18 protein-coding genes are annotated in these 18750 nt (G+C 46.1%); 4 read left to right on the top strand and 14 right to left on the bottom strand.

Features of this window, described 5'->3' with window-relative positions; translation table 11 throughout:
* Positions 1 to 33: 33 nt before the first annotated feature.
* The 3 genes from MMOL_RS12290 to MMOL_RS03105 all read right to left on the bottom strand — a co-directional run bounded on the left by MMOL_RS12290 (position 34) and on the right by MMOL_RS03105 (position 2521).
* Positions 34 to 396: a prepilin-type N-terminal cleavage/methylation domain-containing protein gene (locus tag MMOL_RS12290; RefSeq protein WP_015831558.1), complete on the bottom strand. Its 363-nt coding sequence runs from the start codon at positions 394 to 396 to the stop codon at positions 34 to 36.
* 369 nt (positions 397 to 765) lie between these two features.
* Entirely contained in the window at positions 766 to 1302 is a 537-nt protein-coding gene (locus tag MMOL_RS03100) for an SRPBCC family protein (protein WP_015831559.1), read from the bottom strand.
* Between the two features lie 220 nt (positions 1303 to 1522).
* Positions 1523 to 2521 carry a YncE family protein gene (locus MMOL_RS03105; protein ID WP_238524392.1) on the bottom strand — a complete coding sequence of 333 codons (999 nt, stop codon included), beginning with the start codon at positions 2519 to 2521 and terminating at the stop codon, positions 1523 to 1525.
* A gap of 109 nt (positions 2522 to 2630) precedes the next feature.
* On the opposite strand from MMOL_RS03105, the gene MMOL_RS03110 reads away from it, so the two are divergent.
* Positions 2631 to 3119, top strand: coding sequence for an RNA pyrophosphohydrolase (locus tag MMOL_RS03110; RefSeq protein WP_015831561.1), 489 nt, complete (start codon positions 2631 to 2633; stop codon positions 3117 to 3119).
* Between the two features lie 177 nt (positions 3120 to 3296).
* On the opposite strand, the gene asd is transcribed toward MMOL_RS03110, so the two are convergent.
* The 6 genes from asd to nadC all read right to left on the bottom strand — a co-directional run bounded on the left by asd (position 3297) and on the right by nadC (position 10810).
* Positions 3297 to 4151 carry an archaetidylserine decarboxylase gene (asd, locus tag MMOL_RS03115; RefSeq protein WP_015831562.1) on the bottom strand — a complete coding sequence of 285 codons (855 nt, stop codon included), beginning with the start codon at positions 4149 to 4151 and terminating at the stop codon, positions 3297 to 3299.
* 202 nt (positions 4152 to 4353) lie between these two features.
* Positions 4354 to 5370, bottom strand: a complete 1017-nt coding sequence (ilvC, locus tag MMOL_RS03120) for a ketol-acid reductoisomerase (protein ID WP_015831563.1) — start codon at positions 5368 to 5370, stop codon at positions 4354 to 4356.
* A 189-nt stretch (positions 5371 to 5559) separates the two neighbouring features.
* On the bottom strand, positions 5560 to 6051 hold the full coding sequence (gene ilvN / locus MMOL_RS03125; RefSeq protein WP_015831564.1) for an acetolactate synthase small subunit: 492 nt from the start codon (positions 6049 to 6051) through the stop codon (positions 5560 to 5562).
* On the bottom strand, positions 6051 to 7775 hold the full coding sequence (locus tag MMOL_RS03130) for an acetolactate synthase 3 catalytic subunit (protein WP_015831565.1): 1725 nt from the start codon (positions 7773 to 7775) through the stop codon (positions 6051 to 6053). The genes ilvN and MMOL_RS03130 overlap by 1 nt, the downstream gene beginning before the upstream one ends.
* Before the next feature lie 173 nt (positions 7776 to 7948).
* On the bottom strand, positions 7949 to 9733 hold the full coding sequence (tfpB, locus tag MMOL_RS03135) for a type IV pilus assembly ATPase TfpB (RefSeq protein WP_015831566.1): 1785 nt from the start codon (positions 9731 to 9733) through the stop codon (positions 7949 to 7951).
* A gap of 195 nt (positions 9734 to 9928) precedes the next feature.
* Positions 9929 to 10810: a carboxylating nicotinate-nucleotide diphosphorylase gene (nadC, locus tag MMOL_RS03140; RefSeq protein WP_015831567.1), complete on the bottom strand. Its 882-nt coding sequence runs from the start codon at positions 10808 to 10810 to the stop codon at positions 9929 to 9931.
* A gap of 87 nt (positions 10811 to 10897) precedes the next feature.
* On the opposite strand from nadC, the gene MMOL_RS03145 reads away from it, so the two are divergent.
* Positions 10898 to 11512 (top strand): glutathione S-transferase family protein, encoded by a 615-nt coding sequence (locus tag MMOL_RS03145; protein ID WP_015831568.1) that lies wholly within the window; start codon positions 10898 to 10900, stop codon positions 11510 to 11512.
* A gap of 92 nt (positions 11513 to 11604) precedes the next feature.
* Here MMOL_RS03145 and MMOL_RS03150 read toward each other — a convergent pair whose 3' ends face one another.
* The 4 genes from MMOL_RS03150 to MMOL_RS03165 form a co-directional block, all read right to left on the bottom strand.
* Positions 11605 to 11937 carry a hypothetical protein gene (locus MMOL_RS03150; RefSeq protein WP_015831569.1) on the bottom strand — a complete coding sequence of 111 codons (333 nt, stop codon included), beginning with the start codon at positions 11935 to 11937 and terminating at the stop codon, positions 11605 to 11607.
* Positions 11938 to 12077: 140 nt separating this feature from the next.
* Entirely contained in the window at positions 12078 to 13187 is a 1110-nt protein-coding gene (mnmA, locus tag MMOL_RS03155; protein WP_015831570.1) for a tRNA 2-thiouridine(34) synthase MnmA, read from the bottom strand.
* A 42-nt stretch (positions 13188 to 13229) separates the two neighbouring features.
* Positions 13230 to 13673: an NUDIX hydrolase gene (locus MMOL_RS03160; protein ID WP_015831571.1), complete on the bottom strand. Its 444-nt coding sequence runs from the start codon at positions 13671 to 13673 to the stop codon at positions 13230 to 13232.
* A gap of 101 nt (positions 13674 to 13774) precedes the next feature.
* Entirely contained in the window at positions 13775 to 14404 is a 630-nt protein-coding gene (locus MMOL_RS03165; protein ID WP_015831572.1) for a YchE family NAAT transporter, read from the bottom strand.
* 67 nt (positions 14405 to 14471) lie between these two features.
* On the opposite strand from MMOL_RS03165, the gene MMOL_RS03170 reads away from it, so the two are divergent.
* The gene (locus MMOL_RS03170) at positions 14472 to 15074 is read left to right on the top strand and encodes a Maf family protein (protein ID WP_015831573.1); all 603 of its coding nucleotides are present in this window, start codon (positions 14472 to 14474) and stop codon (positions 15072 to 15074) included.
* A 27-nt stretch (positions 15075 to 15101) separates the two neighbouring features.
* Positions 15102 to 16553 carry a ribonuclease G gene (gene rng, locus MMOL_RS03175; protein ID WP_015831574.1) on the top strand — a complete coding sequence of 484 codons (1452 nt, stop codon included), beginning with the start codon at positions 15102 to 15104 and terminating at the stop codon, positions 16551 to 16553.
* A 108-nt stretch (positions 16554 to 16661) separates the two neighbouring features.
* Here rng and MMOL_RS03180 read toward each other — a convergent pair whose 3' ends face one another.
* Positions 16662 to 18749 (bottom strand): dynamin family protein, encoded by a 2088-nt coding sequence (locus tag MMOL_RS03180; protein ID WP_015831575.1) that lies wholly within the window; start codon positions 18747 to 18749, stop codon positions 16662 to 16664.
* Position 18750 lies beyond the last annotated feature (1 nt).

Genomic DNA, 18750 nt, shown 5'->3' on the forward strand with positions numbered 1-18750 from the left:
TGGGGTTTATGTTTTGCCTACAACTAAGCTAGATTAAGCTGCCGCTGCTAGTGCGCATGTACCGCTACCTGCTTGACATGTTGTGTTTTGTAACAAGCCTGCAGTGCCACGAGTTCGTGCGTTAAAAGTTACAGCAGCATCGGCTGCAAACTGAGCAATTGTTACTTGTACAGTACCAGTGCAAGCTACGCCTGGAGATGCTGGTGGTGCGCGGTCATCAGCAGCATCGGCAACAGCCGTATTCATGTAAGCCTTAGCTTCTGCCAGACAGGCAGCGTTTGCAGAGCGCTGTGTGTAGTTTTGGTATTGTGGTAAAGCAACTGCAGCCAAAATACCGATAATCGCAACTACGATCATCAATTCAATCAAGGTAAAGCCTTTTTGTACTTGTTTCATTTTAGTTTCCTTTGGTAATCAATTTATAGTGTTTTCACACCAAGGTTATGTTTAGTGCTTGGTGAACTATAAGCAACAGATGTGCCAAAGCATTGGATGATGTGGAGAGATTAAACTAAAATCCATCGTATCTTACATGTCGGTAATAAATTATTCCTTTATATATAAAGGGTTGTGATTTTTGACATATATTTGTGTTGAGTTGATGAAGAGTGCTATGCAATAAAAAAGCGGAAGTTAAATTCCGCTTTTTTATTAAACTGACAATTCTTTGTAGTTTTTACCGCTCAAACTGTCAAAAAAGGTCACGTAACCATTGCATGAGTGACCATTTTGTCGATGCTCCGTTTTGAGAGCCTTCGCGGTCAGTTACTTTGACGATTCAGCAACCTTTTTTAGGTTGGCTAAGCCAGCATCATAAATACCGTTAATTGCATTTAATGCAGTTTCATCATCTTGACCAGCTGGGATAGGTGGGTTTAGTTTGTACAAGCGGTAGAAACGGCCAACCCATTGCACTGTAGACTCGCCAGGGTTTGCGCCTTTTTTAACTACGATGTATGCGTTGTAGTCAGTTAAAGGTAAGCCGCTTGATACGATTTCATAACGGATTTTCATGTCAGCGTCATCTGAGCTGCGTAGTTTTTCTAGGATAGTGCCGCCGTCTTTAAGCGTTAGGGTTCTAAAGGTGTCTTCGCCTTTTTTCTCTAATTTGGTGTTGGTCACTGCTGGGTGCCATTTTTGCATGTTGCCAAAGTCTTTTACTAATGCCCAAACTTTAGCTGGCTCAGCCTTGATTGTTACAGACTTATCAACCTTAAGTGGTGATGGGCCGTGTGCAGACGCTGTGATAGAAACAAAGCTTGTAGTTAAGCTAAGTGCGATTAACGCTAGGATTTTTTTCATTCATTTTTCTCCAAAGATCTCAATAACGAGAGGAACTGTTCAAAAACAACAATACATTATAAATTAGAATCTGAATTTATGAGAACCCGAATCTGCAATAGTCCAGAATCTAAAACAGTAAAGTGGCTTGTGCTGTATTAAACGCTGTGAATCTAGCTTGGTTGACAGGCTGGGTATGATTGTCTTGTTTCATGGTGACTTGTGATGGTGTTCGCTGAGGCTATGGGCTTGAGATGAATTGACCAAACGCGCGGCTTTTTTCACCAGTGCTGATCGTGGTTAATAATTGATTGTTTTGAGTGTCAATCACGCTTACATTGTTGCTGCCCCAATTGGCGACGTAAGCACGATGGTTGGTATGGTCGATGCTGATGCCTTCCGGTGTGCTACCTACGTTAATAGTGGTGATCACTTTGCCGCTGGCAATGGCCAATACGGTGACGCTATCATCCTGTGTGTTGGTGACGTAAAGTGTTTTTTCATCTGCACTAAACGCTGCGCAGTAGGGGTGGTAGCCCACTTTCATATTTTGTATGCTGTTGGATGCCGTATTGATAATGCTGACTGTGTCATCTTGTACATTGACGCTGGCGAGTAGTTTGCCTGAAGCGCTCAATGCGATGCCGAACGGGTGTTGCCCAACGGGGACTCTACGGATTACGGTGAGTGTGTCGGCATCGACCACGGCAATTTCATTGCTATCTCTGTTGGTAATGTAGAGTGTTTTGCTGTCAGGGCTGACGACCAGACCTGCTGGTGCTTCGCCTATGCTTAACTCCCGAGCTACATGATCGATGGTGCTGATGGCTAATACACGATTGTTGAACCAGTCTGCCGCGTACAGTGTTTTTTCGTCTGGTGATATGGCTAGGCCAACTGGTGCGCCGTTCACTTTAATGGTGTCGACTAAGGTATTGCTTTGTGTGTTAATGACGGAAATATCTTGGCTCTCGACATTGGATATGAAAGCGCGTTTTAATTTTGCCGCTATGGCAACCCCTACAGGTGCTTTGCCTACAGGGATGGTATGGGTGACTTGATTGCTGTGCGTGTTAATCACCGATACTGTATTTGCACCTTGGTTAGTAATATAGGCGTAGTGTTGGTTGGCGCTTATATTAGTGTTCACGTTTGTCGAGCAAGATAGTGCAGTCATTACCAGGCTGCCAACGATGATACGCGTACAGATTTTGGTGAAATTGAATTTGTTTAGTTTCATTACTTTGAAGATTAATTGACTAAGGGGCAAATGGTTGCTTTCAATAATGCTGGAAATATGAAAAAATTGCATCATATTTTATAACAGTATTATTTAGGCAGTTTATGCTATGTTAGATCGTGACGGGTTTCGCCCGAATGTCGGCATTATTTTATGCAATGCCAACAATCAGGTATTTTGGGGTAAGCGTATCCGTGAGCATGCTTGGCAGTTTCCGCAAGGTGGGATTAACTTTGGAGAGAGTCCAGAGCAGGCGATGTATCGTGAGCTGATGGAAGAGGTGGGCTTAAAACCTGAGCATGTTAAGATTTTAGGCCGTACTAAAGATTGGCTACGCTATGAGGTTCCAACCAGCTGGGTTAAGCGTGAGTGGCGTGGGAGCTATCGTGGGCAAAAGCAAATTTGGTATTTGCTACGATTAATGGGGCGCGACAGTGATGTTTCACTAAGAGCGACTAGCCATCCAGAGTTTGATGCTTGGCGCTGGAATGATTACTGGGTACCACTTGAGGATGTGATTGAGTTTAAGCGTGCGGTATATGAGGCCGCACTGAATGAGCTCGCGCCGAATTTGTATCACAAGGGTACGCATAAGTAAGGGATGTTGCGCGTGGGGGTATCGCGCAACAAATCTCCGTATTAATCTCAATCCTCTTCAAGCTTGCATTGTGATGATCAGATGCATTACTTTGACTTTTCTTTATGCGATTACATGGCAAGTAGCCTCTGAGGAGGCTTTCTTTTTTGTTGTGTGGCTAAAAGACCTGCCCGCGCTTTAACTTCCCATATGTTCGCCTAGCTTGATTGCCTGTGCTGGTTTCCATGCTGGGTTGAATGTGAGGCTGTCTTTTTGAAATAGCATGACGACAGTGGAGCCTAATAAGAAGCGGCCCATTTCCTCACCTTGTTTTAGGGTGATGTTTTTATCTGCGTAAGACCAGGTTTTAATTGTAGGCAAGCGTGGTGGGTTAATGATGCCGTCGGTTGCGTCGTGCCAGACCGTTGCCATGCTCCCAACAATCGTTGCGCCAACTAGCACCATGACAAAGTTTCCGTGCTGCTCCGATGTAAACTCGCAAACTACGCGTTCATTGCGTGCAAATAAGTCTGGTACGCCTTGTGCAGTAGTTGGGTTAACCGAGAATAAATCACCTGGGACATAGGTCATTCTGAGCAAGCGTCCATCGCACGGCATGTGTATGCGGTGATAGTCCTTAGGGCTGAGGTAAAGGCAGGCAAATAAGCCGTTCTCGTATTGTTTTGCAGTGCTTGCGTCGCCACCTACTAATGCGGTGGTGGTGTAATGGTGGCCCTTGGCCTGAAGTATCTGGTCTTGCTCAATATGCCCAAATTGGCTAATCGCACCATCCACTGGGCAAATAAATTTAGCATCAGCCAGCGGCCTGGCGTTAGGTGTTAGCGGGCGTGTGAAAAACGCATTAAAACTCTGGTATGAGCTGATGTCCGGGTTGGCTGCCTCGTTCATGTTGACGTTGTAGCGCTTAACAAACCAGCGAATCACGGCAGTCGTGACTTTGCCGCCCTTGAGGTGGGCAAGCTTGCCGGCAAGCGCAGTAATAGCTTGCTTGGGCAGTAGGTATTGGGTGAGTACTGTTATGTTGGTTTGCACGATAATTCCAATAGTCGTTATTTTTATTTTAAGCTTAGTATTTAACTTTAGTATTTAGTATTTAAATTTGGTAATAGACGCACAGCTTTAAAGATTGCGTATACCAGTGATTATCTATTGACTCGACTCTAATAAAAAAGGGCAAATCGTTAAACGTTTTGCCCTTTTGACTTAATCTAATTTAAGTAAATGTAAATTAGACTTAGTTTTTAGACTGATCAACTAATTTGTTTTTAGCAATCCAAGGCATCATTGCACGTAGCTGACCACCAACTTGTTCAATTGGGTGTGCTGCGTTCAAACGACGACGTGCTGTCATTTCTGGGTAGTTCGTGCGGCCTTCTAAGATGAAGCGTTTAGCGTATTCACCGTTTTGGATGTTAGCTAAGCACTCTTGCATTGCGTAACGTGATTCGTCGTTAATCACTTTAGGGCCAGTTACATACTCACCGTACTCAGCATTGTTTGAGATTGAGTAGTTCATGTTCGCGATACCGCCTTCGTACATCAAGTCTACAATCAATTTCAACTCGTGTAGGCACTCGAAGTACGCCATTTCAGGTGCGTAACCAGCTTCAACCAATGTCTCGAAGCCAGCTTTAACCAATTCAACTGCACCGCCACATAGAACAGCTTGCTCACCGAACAAGTCAGTTTCTGTTTCTTCACGGAAATCAGTTTCAATAACGCCGCCTTTAGTGCCGCCGTTTGCAGCTGCGTATGACAATGCGATATCTTTAGCTTTACCAGATTTGTCTTGGTAAACAGCGATCAATGAAGGTACGCCGCCGCCTTTTAAGTACTCTGAACGCACTGTGTGGCCTGGGCCTTTTGGTGCAATCATGATAACGTCCAAATCAGCACGTGGTGTGATTTGGTTGTAGTGAATGTTGAAACCGTGTGCGAAAGCAAGCGCAGCACCTTGTTTCAGGTTTGCAGCCACTTCTGCGTGGAAAATTTCTGGCATAGTTTCGTCAGGCAACAATAGCATTACAACGTCAGCTTGTTTAGTTGCTTCTGCGATTTCTAATACGTTGTGACCAGCTGCAACAGCTTTAGCCCATGAGCTACCGCCTTTGCGTAAACCGATAGTCACGTTTACGCCGCTATCTTTTAAGTTTGCAGCATGTGCGTGACCTTGTGAGCCGTAACCAACGATGGTTACTTGTTTACCTTTGATCAAGCCAAGGTCAGCGTCTTTGTCGTAATAAACTTTCATTTCTTTTCCTCTAAAAATATTGGCTACAGAGAACGCGATGCTCACAGAGAGACTTCATCTGGAATACTTCGTTACCACTGCTGCTTTGAAACTACAAACTACATTGTTAAGAAAACTACAATTATTTACTTTCCAGTATTAGCAGTACTGTGCTTGCTGGTGCTGGGAGTGTTTTACCGGTAATACTAATTAAACTTTTAAGATTCTATCGCCTCGGCCAATGCCAGATGCGCCTGTGCGCACCGTTTCTAGAATTGCCGCGCCATCCAAACCTTCGATAAACGCATCTAGCTTATGGCCAGAACCAGTTAGCTCAATCGTAAATGTGCCATCTGCTACGTCAATAATGCGGCCGCGGAAAATGTCGCACATGCGCTTCATTTCTTCGCGGAACGGACCTGTTGCTTTGACTTTAACCAGCATCAGTTCACGCTCAATAAATTTACCGTCGTTTAAATCCAATACTTTAACCACATCCACCAGCTTGTTCAGCTGCTTGATGATTTGTTCAATCACGTCATCAGAGCCAGAAGTGACGATAGTCATGCGTGACAATGTTGGGTCTTCAGTTGGCGCAACGGTTAAAGATTCAATGTTATAGCCACGTGCTGAAAATAGGCCAGCTACGCGTGATAGCGCGCCAGCTTCGTTTTCCATTAATAGTGAAACAATATGACGCATTATAAATCCTCCGCCAAAATCATTTCAGACAACCCTTTACCGTTAGGAATCATAGGGAATACGTTTTCTTTCTGGTCGGTAATGAAATCCATAAATACAAAGCGTGATTTCATATCAAACGCCTCTTTTAATGCGCCTTCAACGTCTTCAGGCTTGGTAATTTGCATACCAACGTGGCCGTAAGACTCGGCAAGTTTGACGAAGTCAGGCAGGCTCTCCATGTAAGACTCTGAGTAACGGTTCTCATAGAAGAACTCTTGCCATTGGCGCACCATGCCTAGATAGCGATTGTTTAATAAAATCACTTTGATTGGCAGGCTGTATTGCTTACAGGTTGAAAGCTCTTGAATATTCATTTGAATACTGCCTTCACCCGTGACACAGGCTACTTGCGCGGTTGGATCTGCAAACTGACAGCCCATGGCGTATGGTAGGCCAACGCCCATGGTGCCCAAGCCGCCTGAGTTAATCCAGCGACGTGGTTTGTCAAATTTGTAGTATTGTGCCGCCCACATTTGGTGCTGACCAACGTCTGATGTGACGTAAGCTTCACCTTTGGTCACTTCCCACAGTTTTTCAATGACGTACTGTGGTTTAATCAAGCCGTTGTTATTGCTGTAGTCTAAGCACAGCTTGCTGCGCCAGCTGTCAATCTGCGCCCACCAAGCTTTAAGCGCTGGTGATGGCGTTGGTTTTTCCAGTGCAACCAGTTCATTCATTTCAGCCAACACAGACTTAACGTCACCCACGATAGGTACGTGTACTTTCACACGTTTGGAGATAGACGATGGGTCGATATCCACGTGAATGATGGTGCGGTCTTTGCTGTAGAAGTGATCGGTGTTGCCGATTACGCGGTCGTCAAAACGCGCGCCCACGGCTAACAGCACGTCACAGTTTTGCATAGCCATATTGGCTTCGTAAGTACCGTGCATACCGAGCATGCCGAGGAACTGTTTGTCAGTACTAGGGTAGCCGCCTAAGCCCATTAGGGTGTTTGTGACAGGAACGCCCAGTGCTCTCACCAGTTTTACTAGTGCTTCAGAAGCGTCACCCAATACCAAGCCGCCACCGGTGTAAACCATTGGGCGCTCAGCTTCTAGCAGCAACTTTACTGCTTTCTTGATTTGACCGCTATGGCCCTTGGTCACCGGGTTGTACGAGCGCATTTCTACTGATTCTGGATATACGAAATCAGCGAAGTGTGCGGTAATGTCTTTTGGAATATCTACAACTACAGGACCTGGTCGACCAGTTCTAGCAATGTGGAATGCTTTTTTCAGTGTGGTTGCGATGTCTTTTACATCTTTAACCAAGAAGTTATGTTTAACACATGGGCGCGTCACGCCAACCATGTCGACTTCTTGGAACGCATCTAAGCCGATAGCCGGTACTGGAACTTGACCGCTGATGACAACCAGCGGAATAGAGTCCATGTAAGCGGTGGCAATACCAGTAATCGCATTGGTGGCACCTGGGCCAGATGTGACAAGCGCAACGCCGACTTCGCCGGTTGCGCGTGCGAATGCATCGGCAGCGTGCACTGCAGCTTGCTCGTGGCGCACAAGAATGTGCTTAAAGTGGCCTTGTTTATAGATTGCATCGTAAATGTGCAAAACGGCGCCGCCTGGGTAGCCGAACAAAAACTTTACACTTTCTTGCTCTAGGCAACGGATAACAATTTCTGCGCCTGTGATTTGTTGCGGATGAGTAGTCTCTGCCATAAATCTTTTTGATTTGAATAATTTATTTGTAACCCTACACGATAACGGTTTGGGCGTGTTTGGTCAAGAACGAATGTACTAAAGCCGGCATATTTAGTTGATTAAATCAACTAAAAGTCGCCATGTCTTGCTTGGTGTGCCGCACTTATAAAACCATAATAAAAACAAGGGTTTTAATCAGTGTCTAGTGGCGGTGCGACTTTCAATAACTCTTCTATGGTGGTGAGTCCTGCTGCTACTTTTTCAGCACCGTTAATCACCAATGGTTGCATACCTTCTTGCTGTGCCAGTTTAGTGAGCTTGGCCAAGTTGGTATCAGGGGTAATGAGTTTTCTTAACGATGGTGTAATGGTGAGCATTTCATAAATGCCGCTACGCCCTCTAAAGCCGGTATTGCGGCATTCTAAACAGCCAACCGGTTTGTAAATGTTTGCAGGTTTGGGCAGCTTAAATGGCCCTACGAGTGCATCCCATTTGCTTTGCTCTATCGGCTCTGGTGCTTTGCAACTAGGGCAGAGCGTTCTAACTAGTCGCTGCGCCATAATGCCAAGTACGGTGGAGTGGATGAGATACGAAGGGACGCCTAAGTCTAGCAAGCGGGTGACCGCCGAGGGGGAGTCGTTGGTGTGCAAGGTTGACAGCACTAGGTGCCCAGTCAGCGCGGCTTGAATCGCCATATCTGCGGTTTCCAGGTCGCGAATCTCGCCTACCATGATAATGTCAGGGTCTTGTCGCATCAATGTGCGTATCCCATCCGCAAAGCCTAGGCCGATGTTGGTCTGAACCTGCATTTGATTGAAGGCGGGCTCTACCATCTCTATCGGCTCTTCCACCGTGCATACGTTGACCTCTGATGTGGCGAGCAGTTTTAAGGTGGAGTAAAGCGTGGTTGTTTTACCTGAGCCGGTAGGGCCGGTTACCAAAATAATGCCATTTGGCGCTTTGGTCCAGGCGTTCCACTTGTCAGACTGTGCTTGTGAGAAGCCTAGTGACAGGAAGTCTTTACCTGAAATATCCGGTGAAAAAATACGCATGACCAACTTCTCACCAAACGCTGTGGGCATGGTAGAGAGGCGTAGCTCGATTTCTTGCCCTTCGGCCGATAAGGTTTTAATGCGACCATCCTGCGGGCGGCGTTTTTCTACCATGTCCATGCGGCCTAGCAGTTTAATTCTGCTCGTAATGGCGTTCATGATGTTGGGTGGTAGCTGGTAAACCTGGTGCAGTACGCCATCGATTCTAAAACGCATCATGCCCATGTTGCGTCTTGGCTCTAGGTGAATGTCACTGGCGCGTTGTTCAAATGCATATTTAAACAGCCAGTCTACGATGTTCACCACATGCTGTTCGTTGGCGTCCAAGTTTTTATCTTTGCCGAGTTCGACCAGTTGTTCAAAGTTCTGTACGCCGACGATTTGGCCTGCTTTTGCCTGATTGGCAGCATGCATTGAGTTTGCGAGGCTGTACATTTCCGGCAGATAGCGGCTAACCTCGAGCGGGTTGGCAAACACTAACTTTACCTTCATTTTGAGCACGCGTTCTAGGTCTTCAACCCATTCTGTGTTGAACGGCTCAGTGGTAGCAATTACTGCGGCGCCGTCTTTGACGGCAATTGGCATGATTTTTAAGCGTTCGGCATAGCCCTTGGACACAATTTGTGCCGCAGAGCCAAAATCTAGCTTAAGGGGGTCGATATGGTAATAGTCTAGGCCGGCATGTCCAGCTAGCCATGAAGATAGCCATTCTACGGTAATGGCGTTGTTAGGCGTCTTCAGGTTTTTCCACTTTTGCTCACCGATAACCACCAGTGGGTGCAGATTGGAGCTATCGAGTTTGCGGTCTTTATATAGTTTTTCTGCCAGCACTTTATCCAGAATGCCGTCGTTGACCAGTATGCGGAGTGTGTCTCCAAGTGTGAGGCGGCCGGTGGGCTTAATTGATATTGCAGCTTTGCTCATTTTTTGCCTTTTAAACTAGATACTATCTATATAAATGAATGCAATGGATAAACTGGCTTATATCCTGATTGGAACTCCGTTTTTATGCCAATTTCTATCTTGGTTTCTATCTTAGCACGGACTTATTTTTCTGGCTTAGTGCTTAAGTCAACCTTTGCTGCATCGCGCATGGTGAGTAATCACTATCGTTTAGGATTAACCATTAGGCGTGAATTGCATAGAAAGGTCGATGGCGCGAATGTCTTTGGTGATGGCGCCAATCGAGATGCGGTCAACGCCAGTTTGGGCGATGGCTCGCACGTTATCCAACGTAATGCCGCCGGATGCTTCTAGCACGGCTTTAAGTTGCGCAGCATTATTGATTGCTACGGCTTTAACCAGCAGGGCGGTGTCAAAGTTATCGAGCAGAATGCTGGAGGCGCCAGCGTCCAGCGCTGCTTGCAGCTGTGCTAGGTCTTCTACTTCAATTTGTATGCTTTTTCCGCTATTGAGTGCAAAGGCTTGCTGCATCACGTTGCCGATACTACCGGCTGCTGCGATATGGTTTTCTTTAATGAGGATGCCATCGTATAGCGCAAGCCGCTGGTTGTGCCCGCCGCCGATAGTGACCGCGTACTTTTGTGCTAAACGCAGGTTAGGGATGGTTTTGCGGGTGTCTAAAATTTGTGCCGAAGTGCCGGCAATTGCATCTACATACTTGCGGGCAGCGGTCGCGGTGGCGGACAGCGTTTGCAGGAAGTTAAGTGCACAGCGCTCTGCGGTTAACAAAGAGCGCGCCAGACCTTGTATGGTGCATAGCGTCTGATTGGGTTGAGCTTGTTCCCCTTCTACCACTAGCCAGTTGATTGTTACGCTGGCATCAATCTGCTTAAAACACTCATTAAACCAAGCAATGCCGCAGATCACCGCAGCTTCACGTACAATCACTTTTGCACTTGCTGTTTGTGCGGATGGAATCAGGTAGGCGGTTAGGTCGCCGCTGCCAACATCTTCATCCAGCGCATTTTTTACTTGGGTTTGCACCATGCGGCTAAAATCACTTGACTCATATGGGTGCTGTTGATTAATTTGTGTCATAAGTTATCGTAAGAGTGTGCTGTGATTGAATTATAATGTGAACGAACAATTTACCAACATCAACACGATAAGATTAATAAAATTATTATGAAGCTTTTATATACCGTAAATAGTCCCTATGCACGTAAGGTGCGTATTGTTGCTGCAGAAAAGCATATTGATGTTCAACTGCAAGAAGTGGTGTTGTCAGCACCTGACTGCCCGGTCAAAGACTATAACCCGTTAGGCAAAGTGCCGGTGTTGATTTTGGCGGATGGTGATAGCTTATATGACTCTCGCGTGATTGCTGAGTATTTTGATAACCGTACGCCATTGGCGCATCTGATTCCTAAAGATAATGGTGCTAAATCTGCAGTGCGCAGATGGGAGGCGTTGGCAGATGGTGTGTGCGATGCTGCGGTTGCCGTGATGTTAGAGCAAAGAAAACCACAGCCAATGCAAGATGCGGCATTTATCGACAAGCAGATGGATAAGGTAACGCGCGGCTTAACTGTGCTCAATAATGATTTGGGGCAGAATAAATGGTGTGTAGACGACGCCTTTAGTCTTGCAGATATTGCGGTGGGCTGTACTTTGGGTTACCTAGGCTTACGTTTTAGCCAAGTCATTAACTTGGCGGAAGATTATGCAAACCTAGACCGTTTGCAGGCTAGCCTGCTACAGCGCCAGTCCTTTAAAGATACTTTGCCGGTTGCTAACTAGGTCAGTTACTAACTGGCCTGTTCTTCAGTATTGCTCAATAGTGATGGTAGAGGGCAGCGCTGCAGCTATGTGTGCTGTGCTTGCTGATATGGCTAGAGTAATCGTTCGCTGCTCTCGTCCAAGATTCCGGATAATTGAGATTGATGGCGCATAGACTGTCTTTGGTTCAGGCGTTTTTGCGCCTGTTCCGGCAAGTCGGTAAAGCGAATAATATTGCGCTCGACCAACAGTGAAATTAAGTCTTCCAGCACACGTGCTAAATGAATATCACTTTCACGAAACTTGTCACCTTCTGCCAGTGAGTGTTCTAAAAAGTTGATATAGGCTTTGTCTGTGGCTTCAATATGTACCCAATCATCATTTAGTCGCTCGGTGGCGCTGGCTGCGATGATTTGACCTTGGGAGTTTTTCAGTACATACGCCATATTGATTCCCTTTTCTTATTGATAATCTAGCTAGCTTAGGCGGCACGCTTTTCTTTATGGTGCGTTTTTTTAAGGCACCTGTAATTTTAAGTGTGCCTGTAGTTTAAGGTGCACTCTTAATTGTAATGAGCGTCCGTAATTTAAAGCGCGCCCGTAATAATACCACCACCCAAGCATACGTTACTTTCGTAAACCACGGCAGATTGGCCAGGGGTGATGGCCCATTGTTTTTGCCCAAATTTAATTTCTACCTCATCGCTGCTAATGCGATCAACCTCGCATGGGGCATCCGGCTGACGGTAGCGAGTTTTCGCCGCGTACACCCAGTTGGTGGTCGGGTTCTCTTCACTAATCCAGTGTAGTTGACCCGCCTTCAGGCCATCGTTAAGCAGTAGTGGATGTTCATGCCCTTGTACTACGATGAGCTCATTCTTTTCCATGTCTTTACCAGCTACAAACCACGGTTCGCCATTGCTCTCGCGGCTGCCGCCAATCTTAAGGCCCTGACGCTGGCCCAGGGTGTAATACATTAAGCCCTCATGGCGACCGACCAGTTTACCTTCTGGTGTTTTCATATCGCCCGGTTCACGCGGTAAGTATTTGCTTAAAAACTCTTGGAATGGGCGTTCGCCGATAAAGCAAATGCCAGTAGAGTCTTTTTTCTCTGCATTAATTAAGCCGGCACTGCGTGCAATTTCGCGCACTTCACGCTTTAGGTGCTGCCCTAACGGGAACAGGGTTTTAGAAAGCTGCGCTTGGTTAAGGCGGTACAAAAAGTAGCTTTGGTCTTTACTGCCATCATCCGCTTTTAGTAGCTGGAACTTGCCCGGCTGTAGTGGGTTCTCACGTACTTGTGCATAGTGACCGGTGGCGATTAAGTCTGCGCCCATGCCCATGGCATGATCCAGAAATGCTTTGAATTTGATTTCGGCATTACACAGAATATCTGGGTTAGGCGTGCGTCCTGCTTGATATTCACTCAGGAAGTTGGCAAACACACGGTCTTTGTATTCTTTACTGAAATTTACCGCTTCAATGTCAATGCCGATTTTGTCTGCCACTGATACCGCGTCGATTAAATCTTGTTTGCTTGAACAGTATTCGTCGGTATCGTCGTCTTCCCAGTTTTTCATGAAAAGACCGGTGACTTCATAGCCTTGCTGCTTAAGTAGCAGGGCAGTGACCGAGGAGTCCACGCCGCCGGAAAGTCCGACCACGATTTTCTTTTTTTGAGCTTTATTTAAATTCATGTTTCAAATTTATAGGTATTTGAGTTTTATAGATATTGTGAGTTACAGATGCGTAATTACTGATAATGGAAAATGTTTTCCACTCAGGTAATCTTCAATGCAGGTGATGACCTGCGGGCTACGCATCAGCATAGCGTTGCTGCGTATTTCATCCATTGTCATCCACACCGTGCGGATAATGCCGTCATCCAAGCCCAGTTCAGGCTGGTGCTGGCTCACACGGCCAATATAGGCAAACCTTAAATAGGTGGTGTCATTGTGTTCATGCTTCCAATGGTAGATACCAAGCAGACTGGTTGGCTCAAAGGTATAAGCGGTTTCTTCCAGCGTTTCACGTATCACCGCTTCCAGCAAGGTTTCATTGTCTTCCAAGTGTCCAGCGGGCTGGTTAAAGCGATTGCCGCGTTCCGTGGTTTCTTCTACCAACAGGAATTTACCGTTTTCTTCAATAATCGCCGCGACTGTGGCGTGTGGCTTCCATTGCATAATGTAATCTTAAATTAATATAACGCTATTTTACTCTGAAGCATGCCATTTGCTGAAATATCTCTTTAGGCTCATGCAGTTATTTTGGGTGCACGTCGGCATTAAGCCAATGTGGGGAATAGCCCAGTCAAACCGTGTGCAATAAATTCCACCGCCATGGCTGCGAGAATCAAGCCCATTAGCCTAGTGACGACATTAATGCCGATGTTGCCTAGCCGGTTGGAAATGCGTACCGATAGCTTGAGTGCCAGCCAGATAGTAATACAGACCAGCGATATTGGGATAACGAGTGAAAGGTGGCTGGTGAGGCTGGTGTTTTTCTGTGCGGCAATAATCATATTACTAATAGCACCCGGCCCTGCCAGTAAGGGGATGCTCAGCGGAACGATGGCGATGACTTCGCGCTCGGCCAGGGTTTGTGCTTCTTCTGGGGTTTGGCTGGCGCCGCTTTGTTTGCCGTGCATCATGGAGATCGCAATCAGCATGAGCAGAACACCGCCGCCTACCTGAAACGAGGGAATGGAAACACCGAAGAAGTCTAAGATTTTATCGCCCATCAATGATGAGACAGTTAGTATGATAAATACCGAGAAGGCTACGGTTCTGGCAGTGTGCGCCCGCTCTGCGTTGCTCCAGCCGCTGGTGGCGCTAATGAAAATAGGCACGCTGCCAATCGGGTTTACAATGGCAAACAAACCCAGGCTGATTTTAAATAAACTTGGCCAATCCATATATTTATTTCCGTTTCATTCAATCTAACGCGTTGTTAATTCTTAGATAGTAAATTAAAGTGCCTATATGTGGAAAAATAATCATAACAACTCAACCATTATTCTTGCCTCTCGTAGCCCTCGCCGCGTGGAACTGTTAAAGCAGATCGGGCTGGACTGTAAAATTTACCCTGCCGACATTGATGAGTCTCAGTTGCCTGACGAGTCGCCGGTGCAGTATGTCACCCGGTTGGCTCAAGAGAAGGCTGCCGCGTGTGTTACTCTGATGGCAGCTGAATATCAGGACTATCCCGTGATTGCAGCGGATACTACGGTGGCGCTGTCGGGCTTGGTGTTAGGTAAGCCGCTAGATGACAATGATGCGCGTGATATGCTGGCTAGCCTATCAGATAGTACGCATCAAGTGCATACTGCGGTGGCGCTGAATTTTAACGGTGGGATTGAGGTGCTGCTGAGTTCAACCAATGTGGAGATGATGCCATTGTCAGCGGAACAAATTGAAGAATATATTGCCACAGGAGATCATCGAGATAAGGCCGGTAGCTATGGTATACAGGGTTTAGCCGGCGCTTGGATCAAACGCATTGAAGGCAGCTATACCGGCGTGATGGGGCTGCCGATATTTGAGACTGCAGCTTTGTTAAGAAAACATCGCATTATTACGATTTAAACGATTGGTGAGTGAAGTGGGTATAAATTGAGCGAAGAAGTACTAATTAATGTAACGCCGCAGGAAACACGCATTGCCATGATGGAAAATGGCGTGGTGCAAGAGTTGCAGATAGAACGTAGCTCATCACTAGGCCTGGTCGGCAATATATATCGTGGCGTTGTGTGCCGTGTGTTGCCGGGCATGCAGTCGGCATTTGTCGAGATAGGCTTACAGCGCGCAGCCTTTTTGCACGCGGGCGATGTGTTGGCGTGCGGGGATGCCGAGTTAAAACGGCCAATACAAGAGGTGTTGCACGAAGGCCAGTCGGTCATGGTGCAAGTGATTAAAGAGCCGATCGGCACTAAGGGTGCGCGACTGACCACACACATTAGTATTGCCGGACGCTTTTTGGTGTATTTGCCGCAGCAGGAGCATATTGGGGTTTCACAACGCATAGAAATCGAGGCGGAACGCGAATCCTTAAAAGCGCGTTTGCTAGGTTTGCTGCCAGCTGATCGCGTCGGTGGCTACATAATTCGTACCATGTCGGAGGCCGCTACCGATGAGGAGCTATTGGCCGATATTGATTACCTCAATAAGACCTGGAAGCACATCAAGGACAAAAGCATTACCGTGCCTGAGCGCACATTGATTTTCCAAGATCTGAATCTGCCGATGCGCGTGCTACGAGACGTGTTATGTGCAGACACGGAAATGGTGCGTGTGGATTCCAGTGAAACTTACCAGCGCTTGGTGGATTTTTCTAATTTATACGCAATTGCCGCATTAGATAAACTGGTACATTACCAAGGTGAGCGCCCTCTGTTCGATTTATATAGCATCGAGCAGGAGATTGAAAAAGCCATGTCGCGCAAAGTGGAGTTAAAGTCCGGTGGCTATCTGATTTTTGACCAGACCGAGGCTTTAACCACGGTGGACGTCAATACTGGCAGTTTTGTCAGCGGTAAAAATCTGTCCGACACTATTTTTAAGACCAATCTCGAAGCAGCGCAATCTATCGCGCGTCAACTGCGCTTACGTAATTTGGGTGGCATCATCATTATTGACTTCATTGATATGGATGAAGACGTACAGCGCGCTGCTGTGTTGGATGAATTGCAAAAGGCTGTGGCACGCGACCGGGCACGCACCGGTATTAACGGCTTTACTCCGCTGGGCTTGGTGGAGATGACACGTAAACGAACGCGTGAAAGTTTAGCGCATATCCTGTGTGAGCCATGCTCAACATGCAAAGGTAGGGGTGAGTTAAAAACCGCACAAACCGTCTGTTATGAGATCTTACGTGAACTGCTGCGTGAAGCTCGCCAGTTTAGCGCGCGTGAGCTACGCGTGCTTGCCGCACCTAAAGTGATAGAAATGTTGCTGGATGAAGAGTCGCAGAGTTTAGCTAACCTATCTGACTTTATTGCTAAGCCGATTTCCCTGCAGGTAGAGTCCAGCTATGCACAAGAGTCGTTTGATATCATTTTAATGTAATTAGCTGACGATTCTTGTTGCTGGTATATGTGGTTTTGCTTGGGTACTTTTCAAGCCAGTTTCAAGCTGACACTCATAAGATGTTTTCTTTACAAGTGTCATACTGGCCTAAATAAATGGGGCATCAAACTGAATGGTTGATTTGTTTATTTCACGCTCAATTGAGTTGCTATTAGCCGCTAGATTTACATGTACCGTGTTGCCTTCTGTTTCGGGCTCTTTGATATGATCGATACTGAATTTAGCGCTACGCATGAGCTTGAGCAAGGTAGCGTCTAACTGATTAGATTGGTCTTGATATTTGACTAGGTCTTTTTCCGCATTTGCTATATTTTTAATCACTTTGTCTGCGTTATTGTGTGATTCCATTAGGGACTCTGCGCGTTGATCAAGCGCAGTTTTATGCACATTAATTTGATTTTTCAACTCGCCAATTACTTGGTTTAACCAGTGGGTACAGTCTAGATGTGTCTGCTCAAAAATAGCCTGAATTTGCACACCTAAGCCTAAAAAGAACTTGCGAATCAGGAAGTTCTTTTCTGTAAGTAGGTTAACCGGGCTGGTGCAGAACTCCTCTGTCACTTTCTCTAGAGCTTGAATGCTTTCAATAAAGTGACGCATATCTAGTTGAACAGCCTCTGTTTTTTCAAAGCCATGTTTACTCCAAAACAGCTGATATAGATCATCCGCATGTTTCTTAATAATTTGGCCTTCAGTGCTAATTTCCTCAGCTAAATTGATGGCTAATCTGGTAATTTCACGAATGTTGCGGTTGAGTCCAACAGTTGTCCAGCTATCACCCATGTCTTGTTTGGTTTGAGCCAGTGTTGTGTCTAAATAACCTAAGCTTAAGTGGCGCAGTAGCTTACTACTTAGTCGTTTGATTTTTTCACTGCCTTGATTAAAGGTGAGTATAGATGATTCGTAGCGTTTGCGTTCTGCAACCACTTTGGCGAGAATTTCCTTGGAAGCATCATGGCTCTTATGTTGCAATTCTCGTAGCTCCGCAAGTTGATTTTTGACACTATCCACACGGATTTGCGCTATTTTACGGGACGCTCTAATCATATTGGAGCACTCAGTCACAACTGCTCTGCCTAGAATTTCGTGCTTAGATTGCACCATTTGTTCGGCAAGCGAGTTTTCTAAGTGATTAATACCGCTGCGCTTCAGTAGAGCTTCATCTTTGCGGATTTTTGCGACCAACGCTTTTTGTGCAGAGATGGCAAAAATATTTTTCGAGTCCAGTCCCAACTCATGTGCAGTATTTTTAATTTGTTTTTGAATCAATAGCTCAACTTCAGCATCGGACTCTAGGCCGTCCCACAGAATATCAATTTTGTTCAATACAACCAGTTTATGTGCAGCACGCTTTTGTACGTAGCTGTTCCAAATCTGCATGTCTGATTTTGTAATGCCTGTATCTGTGGCGGTTAAAAATAGAATTGCTTGAGCATTTGGCAGAATACTAAGGGTAAGTTCAGGCTCTGCTCCCATAGTGTTGAGCCCCGGTGTATCTAATACCACTAAACCATTTTTCAGGAGCGGATGGGGATAGTTAATCAGTGCGTGACGCCAGACAGGAATCTCAACCTTACCGCTTTCGGCTAACTGCCTTTGCATACTGGTGTCATCTTCATTCCAGAACCCCAGCCTTTTTGCGGTTTCAATGTCGACCTCTCGTTTTTGTACCAAGGCGCGCAAGGTTTGTTTCATGGCGTCAGCAGAATCAATATCCAGCCTGATTTTGTGCCAGACGTCTGGTGTGGTTTTCAAGTAACTGAGTGTGTCGTCCGATTGCCTAGTTTCTATCGGCAATAGTTTGATGCAGGGCTCTTCTCTATCGCTCCAGAAGATTTCGGTAGGACACATGGTCGTGCGCCCCGGCTCGCTCGGTAGCAACCTCTGATTAAAGTCTGAAAAGAAGAGAGCGTTTATGGTCTCGGTTTTACCGCGTGAAAACTCAGCCAAGAGTGCTAAAACTAACTGATCTTTTTTTAAGATTTCTTTAATGTCATACAGTCTTAATTCTTGTATGGCATTTAGCGCCTCAGCATGGCCAGTCCAATCGATATATTCGTCAATTGTAGCAATAAGATTTGCTCGCCATTGACTGTACTCTGTAATTTTCGAAGTTAAGGTCGAAGTAGCAACCGTTGCCTGATGCTGTGCAGAATTAGATATCGATATACTCATG

Origin of the sequence: Methylotenera mobilis JLW8, assembly GCF_000023705.1 — a bacterium.
Classification (GTDB): domain Bacteria; phylum Pseudomonadota; class Gammaproteobacteria; order Burkholderiales; family Methylophilaceae; genus Methylotenera; species Methylotenera mobilis.

What these genes read in the sequence shown, in the direction of transcription:
- MMOL_RS03145 (WP_015831568.1), top strand. Translation starts at nt 10,898, where the DNA reads ATGAAGCTTTTATATACCGTAAATAGTCCCTATGCACGTAAGGTGCGT.
- MMOL_RS12290 (WP_015831558.1), bottom strand. Translation starts at nt 396, where the DNA reads ATGAAACAAGTACAAAAAGGCTTTACCTTGATTGAATTGATGATCGTA.
- MMOL_RS03105 (WP_238524392.1), bottom strand. Translation starts at nt 2,521, where the DNA reads ATGAAACTAAACAAATTCAATTTCACCAAAATCTGTACGCGTATCATC.
- MMOL_RS03170 (WP_015831573.1), top strand. Translation starts at nt 14,472, where the DNA reads ATGTGGAAAAATAATCATAACAACTCAACCATTATTCTTGCCTCTCGT.
- MMOL_RS03165 (WP_015831572.1), bottom strand. Translation starts at nt 14,404, where the DNA reads ATGGATTGGCCAAGTTTATTTAAAATCAGCCTGGGTTTGTTTGCCATT.
- MMOL_RS03180 (WP_015831575.1), bottom strand. Translation starts at nt 18,749, where the DNA reads ATGAGTATATCGATATCTAATTCTGCACAGCATCAGGCAACGGTTGCT.
- nadC (WP_015831567.1), bottom strand. Translation starts at nt 10,810, where the DNA reads ATGACACAAATTAATCAACAGCACCCATATGAGTCAAGTGATTTTAGC.
- MMOL_RS03160 (WP_015831571.1), bottom strand. Translation starts at nt 13,673, where the DNA reads ATGCAATGGAAGCCACACGCCACAGTCGCGGCGATTATTGAAGAAAAC.
- tfpB (WP_015831566.1), bottom strand. Translation starts at nt 9,733, where the DNA reads ATGAGCAAAGCTGCAATATCAATTAAGCCCACCGGCCGCCTCACACTT.
- MMOL_RS03100 (WP_015831559.1), bottom strand. Translation starts at nt 1,302, where the DNA reads ATGAAAAAAATCCTAGCGTTAATCGCACTTAGCTTAACTACAAGCTTT.
- MMOL_RS03130 (WP_015831565.1), bottom strand. Translation starts at nt 7,775, where the DNA reads ATGGCAGAGACTACTCATCCGCAACAAATCACAGGCGCAGAAATTGTT.
- ilvC (WP_015831563.1), bottom strand. Translation starts at nt 5,370, where the DNA reads ATGAAAGTTTATTACGACAAAGACGCTGACCTTGGCTTGATCAAAGGT.
- MMOL_RS03150 (WP_015831569.1), bottom strand. Translation starts at nt 11,937, where the DNA reads ATGGCGTATGTACTGAAAAACTCCCAAGGTCAAATCATCGCAGCCAGC.
- ilvN (WP_015831564.1), bottom strand. Translation starts at nt 6,051, where the DNA reads ATGCGTCATATTGTTTCACTATTAATGGAAAACGAAGCTGGCGCGCTA.
- mnmA (WP_015831570.1), bottom strand. Translation starts at nt 13,187, where the DNA reads ATGAATTTAAATAAAGCTCAAAAAAAGAAAATCGTGGTCGGACTTTCC.
- MMOL_RS03110 (WP_015831561.1), top strand. Translation starts at nt 2,631, where the DNA reads ATGTTAGATCGTGACGGGTTTCGCCCGAATGTCGGCATTATTTTATGC.